Below are 12,114 nucleotides of genomic sequence, written 5' to 3'. Positions count from 1 at the left end.
TTTTCGCGCTCTTTTAAACGCGTTGCTTAAACCAGTCTTCCTATGATTTCATTTCTCCTTTAGTTGGGAAAAATCCCCAACTAAAAGGAGAAAGTGAACTCTACGGAAGCCTTAACGGTTTACTCCACGCTCTTTTTAGACGCGCTGCAAAAAGCAGCTTACACTACCAAAATCCGGGTGTGACTGTTAGATATAAAACATCTATCAGTCACACCCGGATTTTTCACGGTAAGCTTACCGCTTTTTTCGCGCTCTTTTAAAATAATGTTCCTTTTACTTTGTATTTGCGTTTGAAGTACCATTTTCCTGCGAATGCTGCGGCACCGATGACTAAATTGACGGCTGGTGGCATCAATACGTTGATGGATTGCGGAATGATCGCCATTGATCCTGTCATAACGATGATCCATCCAAACATAGCGACTACAGAAACTAGAATGTAGCGCAGTAAGCTTCCTTTGACACCTTGGACGGGTGCATTTTTGGTGATTGCCAGAATAACAAACCCACCTACCATGAAGTTCAACAATAACGTAATGATCCCCATACCTGTAGAGTTGCTTTCATTTCCAAACAAGGCAGACAATCCAGTGATCAAAGCAAACATTCCGCCCAACATCAAAGCTCCATCTACGTAAAGCTTCCAGTTTTCAGAACGTTGTACTTGTCCTTCAGTTTCTTGTTGTGGTCCTTCTACGATTTCAACCGATTTTTCAGTAACTGTTCCGTATAACTTACGAGCCGTTACACCTGCAGATTGTTGAGAAACGATTTCTTTCAGCATATCGTTGAAGACTCTTGTTTTCTCATCATCTGGATAGTTCGCTTCTGTTAAACGCTTGTCTAATTTGACCATGTATTCTTCATTTTTGTTTGTCAGTTGAGAAAACAGCGTGTCGTTTTCTTCTTTTAATGCTACTAGATTATCCATTTGTTGCTGTTCAGTGTTTAATTTCTTTTCATCATTCTTTTTCACCGATCTAAAGCCCCCTAATTAATCTACACGTTGAATCTGAAAAGCATAACGTCGCCGTCTTGAACAACATATTCTTTTCCTTCCGAACGCATTTTACCTGCTTCTTTAGCTGCTTTCTCACTGCCTAGTTCATCAAAGTCGCTGTACGCAATCGTTTCAGCACGAATGAATCCACGTTCAAAGTCAGTATGGATAACTCCAGCTGCTTGAGGTGCTTTCATTCCTTTTTTGAAAGTCCATGCGCGCACTTCTTGGACACCAGCTGTAAAGTAAGTTCCTAAACCAAGCAAATCATAGGCTGCACGAATCAATTTGTCCAACCCTGCTTCTTCGATTCCCAAGTCTTCTAAGAACATAGCCTTTTCATCGTCATCCAATTCAGCAATCTCTTCTTCTGCACGTGCACAAATAGTGATTACTTCTGCATTTTCTTTAGCTGCGTATTCACGAACCAATTTTACATATTCGTTATCATCTGCATTAGTGATATCTTCTTCAGCAACGTTAGCTACGTATAAAACAGGTTTAGTTGTCAGTAAGAACAACCCTTTAACAATCGGCAATTCGTCATCAGTAAACTCTACTGAACGAGCTGATTTCCCTGCTTCTAAAACAGGTTTGATTTTATCTAATACAGCTAATTCAGCAATAGCTTCTTTATCTTTTGTTTTCGCTAATTTGGCAATACGTTTATAACGCTTGTCAACGGACTCTAAGTCAGCCAATACCAATTCCAAGTTGATCGTTTCAATATCATCGATAGGATCAACTTTGCCGCTTACGTGAGTAATATTGTCGTCATCAAAACAACGAACGACTTGGCAAATGGCATCCACTTCACGGATGTTCGCTAAAAATTTATTTCCTAGACCTTCACCTTTGCTGGCTCCTTTAACGATCCCTGCGATATCTGTAAACTCAAATGTCGTTGGAACCACTCGTTTAGGGTCAACTAGTTCAGCTAAACGGTTTAAACGGTAATCCGGAACTTCTACAACTCCTACGTTAGGGTCGATCGTAGCAAATGGGTAGTTCGCTGCTTCTGCTCCTGCTTTTGTGATTGCGTTAAATAACGTCGATTTACCAACGTTGGGCAATCCTACAATTCCTGCTGTTAATGCCATACTATCTGCTCGCTTTCTTTAATTAAGATTCACTGCTTACATCATTCTTCTCGGCAGTTTCGAGAACTTTTTTCATTTTGCGTTCAAAATCTCTTCTGGGCATCATGACCATGTGACCACATTTGGTACACTTGATACGAATATCCATTCCCATTCGAATGATTTGCCAGCGGTTTTCTCCGCAAGGATGCGGTTTTTTCATTTCTACAACATCATTTAAATCATACATCAAAGCCACTTCCATTCATAAATTTCTTTATCATGTCAGAATCGACTTATTCCTCATCAAATTGAATTTCAAGAATATCTAAAATTCTTGTTAAATCTTCTGGGGAAAGATATTCAATTTCAATCTTACCTTTGTTTTTCTTCTCATTGATAATAACATTTGTCCCAAATTTATCCATCAATCGTTCTTCGCTTTCACGAATGTAATAAGGTTTCTTTACAGGGTCTTTGCTTTGTTGTTTCGGTTTAGCTTCATTCATTTGTGAAACTAAGTGCTCTATTTGACGGACAGTCAAATTCTCTTTGATCACTTTTTTAGCTACTTTTATGATTTGTTTCTTATCTTTCAAACCTAATAACGTACGTGCTTGTCCCATTGAAATTTCATTTGTCTGAAGCATTTTCTTCACTTCTTCAGGCAAGCCTAACAATCTTAAATAATTAGCGATATAGGGGCGACTTTTACCTAAGCGTTGAGCTACTTCTTCTTGAGTCAATTTTAGATTCTTCATCAACATATTGTATGCTTCAGCTTCTTCTAATGGAGACAAATCTTCCCTCTGCAAATTCTCTAAAACGGCAACTTGCATCATTGTCTCTTCATCAAATTCTCTTACAATAGCCGGAACAGTCTCTTTCCCTGCAATCTTAGAAGCTCTGAATCGGCGTTCTCCGGCAATGATCTCATATCCTTTGACAGAAGATGCTCTCAAAATGATGGGTTGGAAGACACCGGATTGGCGGATAGAAGCTGCCAATTCATTCAGCGCCTCTTCATCAAAAGTGCGTCTTGGTTGGTAAGGGTTCGGACGAATCTCTTCTAATGGAATATCTTGTACGCGCTCATCATTTTTATCTACTTTATCAAATTCTGCAAATTCACTGAACAATGCATCAATTCCACGACCAAGACCTTTACTGTTTTTATTCACCAACTGATAACACTTCCTTTGCTAGTTCAACATAAACTTCTGCACCTCTGGAACGTGGATCATAATCGATGATAGATAATCCATGGCTTGGCGCTTCTGATAATCGGATATTGCGCGGAATGATCGTTTTATATACTTTTTCGCGGAAATATTTTTTCACTTCGTCCACCACTTCATACCCTAAATTGGTACGTGCGTCTAACATTGTCAGCAGTACGCCTTCGATACGCAGATCAGGATTGAAGTGTTTTTGGACCAAACGGACAGTATTCAACAATTGGCTAAGACCTTCTAGGGCATAGTATTCGCATTGTACTGGGATAAGTATTGAATCACTGGCTGTAAACGCATTGATCGTCAAATGTCCTAGTGAAGGAGGGCAATCAATCAAAATATAGTCGTAATCATCTTGCAAGTCGCGTAGAGCACTCTTTAATCGAGACTCTCGAGCCATTTGAGTCGTCAACTCGATCTCTGCTCCTGCTAATTGAATCGTTGCAGGAACGACCCATAAGTTTTCTCTTGAAGAAGGCAATACTACTTCCTCAACTGGCGTTTCATTGACCAAAACGTCATATATATCTTTTTCAACATCTGCCTTGCGTACTCCTAAACCACTTGTCGCATTTCCTTGAGCATCAATGTCAATCAATAATATTTTTTTCCCTTGATGCGCCAAAGCAGCTCCTAAATTAACAGTGGTAGTTGTTTTCCCAACGCCGCCTTTTTGATTTGCTACTGATATCACTCGCGCCATTTCATTTCCCCCATATTATAAACTCGATAAAGCATTCCAATACTAAAAGAGAGATACGACATGCGCATCTCTCTTTCTACGCATTTCTTCCAAATGATTCTTCATTTGTCGCTCTTTATTCTCTTTTTTCTCTAGGAATCTCAATCGTTATCCGGTAAACATCTTCAAGATGTTCTTCTGTTGCTCTGATTTCCATGCCTGTTTCCTGTACTAAAGAGATCGTTTTTTTGATCGTATTCACTGCCAGACGAAGATCCTTAGAAACACTTTTACGTCTAGGTTTCTTAGGCAGTTCGTTTCCAGCTGTTTCTTTTTTGACCAGTTGCTCCAACTCTTTGACTGTTAATTTTCCTTCTATAACACGGCCTAAGTATACTGCTTGTTTCTCCTCATCAAGTGCCAATAAACTGCGCCCATGACGTTCGGTGATCTCTTTTTTCAACAAAGCCGTTTTTACCGGTTCGGATAATTTCAATAACCGAAGTTTGTTCGCCACAAAAGATTGGCTCTTTCCGATTCGTTTTGCCAAGGTGTCTTGAGTGATCTCATTCATTTCCATCAAATCACGATACGCTTGAGCTTCTTCAATCGCTGTCAATTCTTCTCTTTGCAAATTTTCAATCAATGCTACAGAAGCTGTTTCTTTATCTGTCATCTCTGTTACGATAGCAGATACCTCTTGCCATCCTAATAGCTGTACTGCCCGAAAGCGACGTTCACCCGCAATAATCTCATACTGGCTTTCGCTTGATTTACGCAATATGATAGGCTGGATCAATCCATGCTGTTCTATTGTCTGCGAAAGCTCTTGTAATTTTTCATCATTAAATAGTTTTCTGGGTTGGAACTGGTTTGGGTGAATCATATTTATCGGAATTTGTTGAACTTTTGAAGAATCATTCAGCTCTTCAGCAAATAGTTCTTCAATTTTCTCTGTTTTCTTTTTTGATTTTCCTGAACCAAACAAATCAGACAAAGCCATAATCCGCTGAACTCCCCTTAATTTCTACTCGGTATACTCCATATACCTAACTGCTTTATTATAACAAATGCACTTCTTAAAACATAGCTGCCATCCCAAAATGACAATCCTTGTTCAAAAGCTGCCAACTTTATTCAATATTGAAAAATTACAAAGGATTTTTGTTCGGCGTACCTGGTTTTCTCGGATACTTATTCGGAGTCTCTTTTTTCTTGTCGATCAACAAGATATGTCGCTCTCCAGCTTCGTTAGGCAATTCGAAAGAAAATTCTTCTTTAAATTTACCACCCAAAGCAGCAATCGCTTTTTTGCTGTCTTTCATCTCTTCTTCGCTGCTTGCAGCTTTCATAGCAATAAAAGTTCCGCCTTTTTTAACTAAAGGCAAACAAAGTTCTGACAACACACTCATTCTCGCTACAGCTCTTGCTGTCACGTAATCAAATGTTTCTCTAAATTTCTTATTTTGACCAAATGTCTCTGCACGATCATGGTACAAATGAACATTTTCTAACCCCAATGTATCAACGAGTAAAGTCAAAAACTGAATCCGTTTATTCAAGGAATCAACGATCGTAACTTCTAATTCTGGAAAAGCAATTTTTAGGGGGATGCTTGGAAATCCAGCACCAGCACCTACATCACACAGGCTTTGGACCCCTTTAGTAAAATCCACATACAATCCAGCAGTTATCGAATCATAAAAATGTTTTAAATAGACTTCTTCACGTTGCGTAATAGCGGTTAAGTTGATTTTTTCGTTCCACTCTTGCAACAGTTCTAAATATTGCTCGAACTGTTCCATTTTTTTATCTGTCAGTGGAATCCCTTTTTCTTGAAGGGCTTTTCTAAACTCTTCTGGATTCATCATTCCAACTCCTTGTTTTCCAATCGTGAAACACAATTTGTTTCACGGACTACTTGTTTAACTGTATAACAAATTCCTTTGAACTTCAATGCTTTTGAAAGATTTTTTTGCTAAAAGATAAAGAACATTTAGTGTGTTAATTTAATTATGAGAAAGATTAAAATTAGATGAATAAACAGGTTGACTTTCTCATAATATGCAGTTACACTATCTTCACGGTCAAAAAAATACTGACGAAAAGGAGAGGTTGAGAATGATGACAAGAACATTTACACTACACATGAGTTCTGCTGAGTTTTTCAGCCTTTCTTTTTTAGTCATTATTATTTTATTACTTTAGCTGGGATTCGAACTATTCATTTAGTTGAGTCCTTGTTCGCGTTACACGGGCTCAGCTTTAGTAATGAAGCAAGCCCTTATGATCTAGGGCTTGCTTCTTTTTTTGTTTCCCGCTAAGAAATAAAAATGACTGTGAAATCACTGAAAAACGGAGGGCATTAAGTATGAAAAAATATTTAGTTGATCGTATGTACAAGGCATCTTCAGGAATAGCTAATGCTATTTTTGTCACTATCGGAATCGGCTTATTATTAGAAACAATCGGCAATATGACAGGTCTCTCTGTATTGGTGATTATCGGAACAGCTACTAAAATGTTGATGGCTCCGGCTATTGGTGCCGGTATTGCTATCATGCTTGGCGGGAACACACTGACAGTCTTCAGCGCTATGGCGGCAGGAACTATTGGGGCTGGTGCTGTACAAACAACTGCAGAAGGCCTTGTTTCGATTGCTTCTGGAGAACCAATTGGCTGTTTGATCGCCGCAACCATTGCTACATTTGTTGGAAAACGCATTTCTGGAAAAACACCGTTAGACATGATGGCTATTCCTTTAGCAGCCGTTTTAGTCGGCGGCTTAAGCGGATACTATTTGAACTTCTTGATCTCGCCCTTATTAAATGCCTTTAGCAACTTCATTTCTGCTTCAGTTGCTGGCTACCCGATTATTGGGTCAGCTGTTATTGCTGTCGTTGGAGGACTTGTTTTGATGTCGCCTGCCTCTTCAGCTGCCATCGCTATTGCACTGAACTTAGACCCAGTATCCAGTGCAGCAATGTTGATCGGAACAACTAGTATGTATGTTGCTTTCTCTTTTGTTTCTTTACGCGAAAATGACCTGGGAGGATTTTTGGCACAATTTGTTTGTACGCCAAAAGTACAATTGCCGAACATCATCAAAAACCCTATGATTCTAGTAGCTCCCACTATTGCTTGTGCAGTTGCCGCACCGATAGCGACTTCAGCACTTGGCTTTACCACTGCAAGTGCTCTAGGCGGATTAGGATTCTGTTCATTCATCGCACCGATCACGGTATTGGGCAACCAAGGTTTGACCAGCTTTTTAAACTATATGATAGCTGGCGTTGTGATCCCATTTGCCGTCACGTTCTTTATTTCATTTGCAATGAAGAAATTCGAGTATGTGCGTAATGGCGATATGGCTTTAGTGGTCAAATAAAATACTGTTCAAATTGAAAAACACGAGAGTGTGAAAAAAAGGAGCTTAGCCCCATATCCATTCACGAATAAGGCTCGAGTGGTCGATGACCATCCGAGCCTTATTCATGAAATGGATGTCGGGGCTGCCTTTTTGAATACGTTTATGAATTCAATATTCGTAAATATGAAAAAGTTGGAAGTTATTTCCCAGTCGCCTGTTTTGGGTACCAACAATTGTCAATTAATCTTTATGTAACAGTTTTATTCCTAGAATAAACGAGAAAATAGATAGAATAACGTATCTTACTTGGTGCATAATTACTTCTAGTAAATACTGGTTTGTGTCTACTCCATCCTCACTGATAGCGGGATAAATTAATTCAGGCAAACCAATCAATATGACGACAGCTAGTAAAATAAACATCCATGCTAAAAACAGCTGATACTTTTTCATCATTGTTTCCTTTCATATGTCATAATAAAAGAATAGATAAGTTATTTAGAGGAGCATAAAAATGAAATTTAACTTTTTTAAGTACACCGTGACATTTACTTGGGTATTAGTTGTCTTTTATTGGGCTATCTATACCAACATTCCAAAAAGAAGTGTTGAATACGTAGGGAAAACATTGCCTTTGATACTCTTAGGGATATGGATAATCGAAAGTATTTTCAAAAAATTCATCCGGAAGACTTGAACTATTCCAAATCAAGAAATCCCATGAATCAGAAATGAAATAACTGTGTCGATTGAAATAACAATAAAAATGGCGGCAAAAAGTCGGTCTATCCACTTTTGATACTTATTTCTGTTGTCTGAATCGTTAGTAGATAAAGATATTTCATCACGCGCATAGATCACTGCTGCAATAAGAATAAAAAGTGAACTGATCTCTACCTCAGACTTCGGCGTATTGAAAAAATAATTGATTGTTAAAGGGATTAATAAAGCTAAAAATAATCCTTTGAATAGATATTTTCTGTTCATTAAAAATTCTCCTTATAAAGGATAGGTTAAAGATTATTCATTTAACTAATTCTTTTATACTGTAGTCTAGTTTATCAAAAACTGTAAGCACCTGATGGTTTACATAGACGCAACCACTAGTTGCTAGCATAGACAAAAGTATTAATTCAGACTAATTTATCCCCGTAGCTTCATCGAAATATACAGACTCTCCATTTATATGAACATCAATAACTTCATGTTCAGGCGCTAATATCAATTTATAGACATGCGGCTTCACCTTTTCATCTTGTTGTTCTTCTACTTCTAATAAGATGTTTATAGTATCTTCCTTCGTTTCAGTATCTGCAGTCACTATACCTTTAGAATGAAAGACAACATAATAAGCGTTCTCGTCAAAAGAAATTAATTGCAGCCTATAATCAGGGTTGACAATTTCTTGTACCTCATCAGGGATTTTCTCAACTTCTCTGATACCGGCTGCAGGTTCTCTGCATGCCGCTAATAACAGTAAACCACCAAATAGAACTAATACCCACAAAATAATTTTTTTCACCGTAATCCCCTCCTATTACTTCTAGTATATTTTTCCTATTTCTATAAAAAAGAGCAAAAAAACGGCAACGATTTTTAAAGAAAAATCCGTTGCCGTTTATCGTTATAGTCCCTACTGGGCTCGAACCAGCGACCCCTACCTTGTCGAGGTAGTGCTCTCCCAACTGAGCTAAGGAACCTTTAATTGTTCAAAATCACACAATATCTTAACTTAGTATAGCTTAAAAAGCTTAACACGTAAATACCTTAGAAGAAAAACTATTGAATTTTTAACAATGGTGTAAAATAGAGCAAAAGGAATACGCTTCTTATACTGAACAAAATATTTCTAGTATAAGAAGCGTATTTTTGAGAAGTAATTTGCACCATCATCTTACTGCAATAAAGTTACTTGGCATAGTAATATTTTAATTTATTTTTAAATATCATATTCTTCAAGTTCTTTCTCAAACTTTTCCATTTCTTTTTCATCATATTTTTCGTATTTATCTACATCATGTAATATTTTTTTTATTTCATGAATAGCTTTTTTTTCGTGGTACCATTTCTTTAATCTGTGTTTCTTGCTATCTTCATCCAAGTCATCTATTGCTGCTATATTTTTGTCCAACTCTTCAACGACATCTACCAATTTATTTAAAACGTGATCTTTCTTTTTTTCATAATCAGTCATAATATCCCTCCTTTCCTTTAATTTATACGGCTATTGTATACCTCATATATTAATAAGCAAAATAATAACCCTTGATTTTTTTATTATTTAATTAGTAGGTAGATATTCATCAATATAATGGAGAAGTAGTAGTCAATAACAATCATTTTCAGTATTATAAAGATAATCAGTTAATAAGGAGGAGATTAAATGGCGTTAGGAGAAAGATTAAATGGCGTTAGGAGAAAGATTAAAAGAAAGTAGAGTCAATAAAGGATACTCTCAAGGTGACGTGGCGGATTTTTTACATATTTCAAGACAATCGATTTCTAAATGGGAAAATGGCAATAGTTATCCTGATTTGGATAACTTAGTAAAACTGAGTACGTATTACGAAGTCTCTATTGATGAATTGCTGAAAGAGAACCAAGAATTTAAAAAAAGAATAGCAGAAAATGAACTTAAAATTGAAGAAAATTTCCAAAAACTGGATTTTATTCGCGGAAATTCTGAAAAAGATGAAGGACTTATGCTGCTTATCCTCGCTTTTGTAGGTTGCCTGATTGCCCCGTTAGGCTTTCTCGTTGCTCCAGTACTTATTAAGCGCAACAAAAAAACAAACACACTTTATAAGTTGGTGTACTTAGCATGTGTTTGTTGTTTGTTCGTTAATTCATTTGTTGTCTATAGCGCTTTGGGCGACTATTTAGGTTGGGGAGCAACAACTGTTGAATACATTGGAGAGTAATCATTAATAAGTGACAACAATGTTCCCATTAGATAATTTAGCTCTCAAATTTATTGAAGACTCTACAAGCAGTAATGTTCTCTTCAAATAATAAGTGGCTTGTGTAGAACTGTCTACTCTTAATGAAGTACTTTTAAAACTTCCAGTTATAGCTGTTGCTGACGCGGAATGTGCTCTGGTAATTTTATTACTGCTTACATCAATTTTGTAACTAGCTGTCCACTGTAAGGGTCTTTCTTTTGTGATTTTGTATGTACCATTCTTGACGCTGCTGGCCATAATGAAGAATTGTGGTTCCTCTTCAATTGTAATAATGTAAGGCTGTCCCAAATCATCTTCAACTTCAAATTGTTGCGAACCACCTTGATCTATATCATAAACTACACTATTATCTGATAAAGAAAACGTCTCTCCAGCATAGACCTTTGGTGTAATGATAAAACTAAAAAAAGACATACAACCTAAAATAAAGAGTATTTTTTTCAACTAAATCCCTCCGTTTTTAAAGTTTGATCAAACTTTCTGCTAATAAAACTATCTTATTCGACTCTTTCACCTCTGTGATAGGGTTTTCATTTTGCTTATTAAGATAAAGAAATGCCGCAACAACATCAGGTTATTAATCGAACCGACAGAAAGAAAAAAACTATAGCTATTATTATTTTTCAACTATTGTCCAAATAATTAAAGTTTAGCTGTATCCAACCTTTAAACCCTCCCTTCTACTCTTTAGTATACTCTCCCGCTAAAAAAACAACTAGCACTTATTAGTTTATAACTGCGCAACCATTAAGTGCTAAAAAGCAACTAATGGCTTATAGCCAATGATGGATACTTTCCGTATGATAAGTAGTAGGAATAGAATCAATCGCGCAACATAAGGAACATGTTTAAAAAGAACTGGCATAAGTAAATCAGCTAACAATTCGACTATTAAACTTCGAGTCACAGATGAAGATGATATCTTCGTTTGTCGCAGTGCCACTCTTCTTACCTATTTGCGCCAGAAAGATAAAAAGGAGAACTAAAGATGAATGAAGTCATTTTTCTTACATGCGTTTCTATAATTTTAGGCTTGTCTTATATTCTTTTTGAAGTCTATATCGGCAGCAACGTTGTAACGTTTCTTATTGCTATTATCTTAATATTGATTATTTTCCAATTAGCTTGTCAATACATCGACAAACACAACTGATTTACTTGTTTCTAGCTATTATTTCCCAGGAAATATTTATGAAATTGAATAGTCCAGTCCTTAGACCGACCCTGTTTTCAACTCAGCATGTTATACTATTTTTACTTAACTAAAGGAGAAAGGGTTTTGTAGATGGAAAAATGGGCTTATTATTTAAGAGAAGTAATTTATGCAACTGGTAAAGGCATTAAAGGCTTTATTATTGCTCAATTAAAACTCTCCTTATTGACATTCATTTTATTGTGTATTGGTTTTGTAGTGATTGGAATCGAATGGTGGGGAATAAAAGCACTTGGAATTGCTATTGTTGATATGATCCCTGTATTGGGAAGCGGCATTATCATGCTGCCTTGGGCAATTATTCGAGCACTGATGGGTGACGGAGAGATAGCATGGAAGTTAGGATTGCTTTACGCTATTATTCTCTTGGTTCGACAATTTGCTGAACCTTATCTGACAGGAAAACAAATTGGCGTACGTCCTTTATATACTTTCCTTTCCACTGTTGTTTGTGTACTGATTTTTGGTCCGATCGGCGCTTTATTAGGCGCAGTAGTCGCGATTATTATCAAAGCTGTTTTTAATGTTCGAGACATGAGTCGAGTAATCAATGAATCAAATCATTATAAATA

16 protein-coding genes and 1 tRNA gene are annotated in these 12,114 nt (G+C 36.9%); 4 read left to right on the top strand and 13 right to left on the bottom strand.

The genetic code is table 11. The annotated features are described in order from the left end of the window. Nucleotides 1–256 precede the first annotated feature (256 nt). The 7 genes from ACE025_RS06875 to rsmG all read right to left on the bottom strand — a co-directional run bounded on the left by ACE025_RS06875 (nt 257) and on the right by rsmG (nt 5,864). Nucleotides 257–976 (bottom strand): DUF1129 domain-containing protein, encoded by a 720-nt coding sequence (locus tag ACE025_RS06875; RefSeq protein ID WP_485938787.1) that lies wholly within the window; start codon nt 974–976, stop codon nt 257–259. A 23-nt stretch (nt 977–999) separates the two neighbouring features. Further along, a complete protein-coding gene (gene ychF, locus ACE025_RS06870; protein WP_485938785.1) occupies nt 1,000–2,100 on the bottom strand; it encodes a redox-regulated ATPase YchF in 1,101 nt (366 codons plus the stop codon). A 22-nt stretch (nt 2,101–2,122) separates the two neighbouring features. Further along, the gene (locus tag ACE025_RS06865) at nt 2,123–2,329 is read right to left on the bottom strand and encodes a DUF951 domain-containing protein (RefSeq protein ID WP_284030207.1); all 207 of its coding nucleotides are present in this window, start codon (nt 2,327–2,329) and stop codon (nt 2,123–2,125) included. A 46-nt stretch (nt 2,330–2,375) separates the two neighbouring features. After that, a complete protein-coding gene (locus tag ACE025_RS06860; RefSeq protein WP_485938783.1) occupies nt 2,376–3,260 on the bottom strand; it encodes a ParB/RepB/Spo0J family partition protein in 885 nt (294 codons plus the stop codon). Continuing rightward, nucleotides 3,253–4,017 carry a ParA family protein gene (locus tag ACE025_RS06855; RefSeq protein WP_092480451.1) on the bottom strand — a complete coding sequence of 255 codons (765 nt, stop codon included), beginning with the start codon at nt 4,015–4,017 and terminating at the stop codon, nt 3,253–3,255. Before ACE025_RS06855 ends, ACE025_RS06860 begins: the two co-directional genes overlap by 8 nt. Nucleotides 4,018–4,132: 115 nt before the next feature. Next, complete coding sequence (gene noc / locus ACE025_RS06850) at nt 4,133–4,999, bottom strand: nucleoid occlusion protein (protein WP_485938781.1); 867 nt, start codon at nt 4,997–4,999, stop codon at nt 4,133–4,135. A 148-nt stretch (nt 5,000–5,147) separates the two neighbouring features. Continuing rightward, on the bottom strand, nt 5,148–5,864 hold the full coding sequence (rsmG, locus tag ACE025_RS06845; RefSeq protein ID WP_485938779.1) for a 16S rRNA (guanine(527)-N(7))-methyltransferase RsmG: 717 nt from the start codon (nt 5,862–5,864) through the stop codon (nt 5,148–5,150). Nucleotides 5,865–6,367: 503 nt separating this feature from the next. Here rsmG and ACE025_RS06840 point away from each other — a divergent pair. Beyond that, entirely contained in the window at nt 6,368–7,384 is a 1,017-nt protein-coding gene (locus ACE025_RS06840) for a PTS sugar transporter subunit IIC (RefSeq protein WP_485938777.1), read from the top strand. Nucleotides 7,385–7,606: 222 nt separating this feature from the next. Here ACE025_RS06840 and ACE025_RS06835 read toward each other — a convergent pair whose 3' ends face one another. The 5 genes from ACE025_RS06835 to ACE025_RS06815 form a co-directional block, all read right to left on the bottom strand. Continuing rightward, nucleotides 7,607–7,822, bottom strand: coding sequence for a hypothetical protein (locus ACE025_RS06835; RefSeq protein WP_485938775.1), 216 nt, complete (start codon nt 7,820–7,822; stop codon nt 7,607–7,609). A gap of 252 nt (nt 7,823–8,074) precedes the next feature. Continuing rightward, the gene (locus tag ACE025_RS06830) at nt 8,075–8,353 is read right to left on the bottom strand and encodes a hypothetical protein (protein ID WP_485938773.1); all 279 of its coding nucleotides are present in this window, start codon (nt 8,351–8,353) and stop codon (nt 8,075–8,077) included. Nucleotides 8,354–8,504: 151 nt separating this feature from the next. Then, the gene (locus tag ACE025_RS06825) at nt 8,505–8,888 is read right to left on the bottom strand and encodes a hypothetical protein (RefSeq protein WP_485938771.1); all 384 of its coding nucleotides are present in this window, start codon (nt 8,886–8,888) and stop codon (nt 8,505–8,507) included. A gap of 105 nt (nt 8,889–8,993) precedes the next feature. Continuing rightward, nucleotides 8,994–9,066: transfer RNA gene (locus tag ACE025_RS06820), tRNA-Val, on the bottom strand. Nucleotides 9,067–9,305: 239 nt separating this feature from the next. Next, nucleotides 9,306–9,560 (bottom strand): hypothetical protein, encoded by a 255-nt coding sequence (locus ACE025_RS06815; protein WP_485938769.1) that lies wholly within the window; start codon nt 9,558–9,560, stop codon nt 9,306–9,308. 211 nt (nt 9,561–9,771) lie between these two features. On the opposite strand from ACE025_RS06815, the gene ACE025_RS06810 reads away from it, so the two are divergent. Next, on the top strand, nt 9,772–10,287 hold the full coding sequence (locus tag ACE025_RS06810; RefSeq protein WP_485938767.1) for a helix-turn-helix domain-containing protein: 516 nt from the start codon (nt 9,772–9,774) through the stop codon (nt 10,285–10,287). A 3-nt stretch (nt 10,288–10,290) separates the two neighbouring features. Here the strand turns inward: ACE025_RS06810 and ACE025_RS06805 are convergent, their stop codons facing one another. Then, nucleotides 10,291–10,773, bottom strand: a complete 483-nt coding sequence (locus ACE025_RS06805) for a DUF5626 family protein (protein WP_485938765.1) — start codon at nt 10,771–10,773, stop codon at nt 10,291–10,293. A 544-nt stretch (nt 10,774–11,317) separates the two neighbouring features. Here ACE025_RS06805 and ACE025_RS06800 point away from each other — a divergent pair. Next, nucleotides 11,318–11,482 carry a hypothetical protein gene (locus ACE025_RS06800; protein WP_485938763.1) on the top strand — a complete coding sequence of 55 codons (165 nt, stop codon included), beginning with the start codon at nt 11,318–11,320 and terminating at the stop codon, nt 11,480–11,482. A gap of 132 nt (nt 11,483–11,614) precedes the next feature. Beyond that, the coding region (locus ACE025_RS06795) for an AI-2E family transporter (RefSeq protein ID WP_485938761.1) at nt 11,615–12,114 on the top strand (500 nt) is incomplete at its 3' end.

This window comes from Desemzia sp. AGC72, assembly GCF_057334175.1.
Note: the sequence above shows the minus strand (reverse complement) of the source record. Positions and strands in the feature narration are given on the sequence as shown.

Bases quoted from the DNA above. Each gene is read 5' to 3' on its own strand.
- ychF (WP_485938785.1), bottom strand. From the start codon at position 2,100: ATGGCATTAACAGCAGGAATTGTAGGATTGCCCAACGTTGGTAAATCG.
- ACE025_RS06865 (WP_284030207.1), bottom strand. From the start codon at position 2,329: ATGTATGATTTAAATGATGTTGTAGAAATGAAAAAACCGCATCCTTGC.
- ACE025_RS06855 (WP_092480451.1), bottom strand. From the start codon at position 4,017: ATGGCGCGAGTGATATCAGTAGCAAATCAAAAAGGCGGCGTTGGGAAA.
- noc (WP_485938781.1), bottom strand. From the start codon at position 4,999: ATGGCTTTGTCTGATTTGTTTGGTTCAGGAAAATCAAAAAAGAAAACA.
- rsmG (WP_485938779.1), bottom strand. From the start codon at position 5,864: ATGAATCCAGAAGAGTTTAGAAAAGCCCTTCAAGAAAAAGGGATTCCA.
- ACE025_RS06840 (WP_485938777.1), top strand. From the start codon at position 6,368: ATGAAAAAATATTTAGTTGATCGTATGTACAAGGCATCTTCAGGAATA.
- ACE025_RS06835 (WP_485938775.1), bottom strand. From the start codon at position 7,822: ATGATGAAAAAGTATCAGCTGTTTTTAGCATGGATGTTTATTTTACTA.
- ACE025_RS06830 (WP_485938773.1), bottom strand. From the start codon at position 8,353: ATGAACAGAAAATATCTATTCAAAGGATTATTTTTAGCTTTATTAATC.
- ACE025_RS06815 (WP_485938769.1), bottom strand. From the start codon at position 9,560: ATGACTGATTATGAAAAAAAGAAAGATCACGTTTTAAATAAATTGGTA.
- ACE025_RS06810 (WP_485938767.1), top strand. From the start codon at position 9,772: ATGGCGTTAGGAGAAAGATTAAAAGAAAGTAGAGTCAATAAAGGATAC.
- ACE025_RS06800 (WP_485938763.1), top strand. From the start codon at position 11,318: ATGAATGAAGTCATTTTTCTTACATGCGTTTCTATAATTTTAGGCTTG.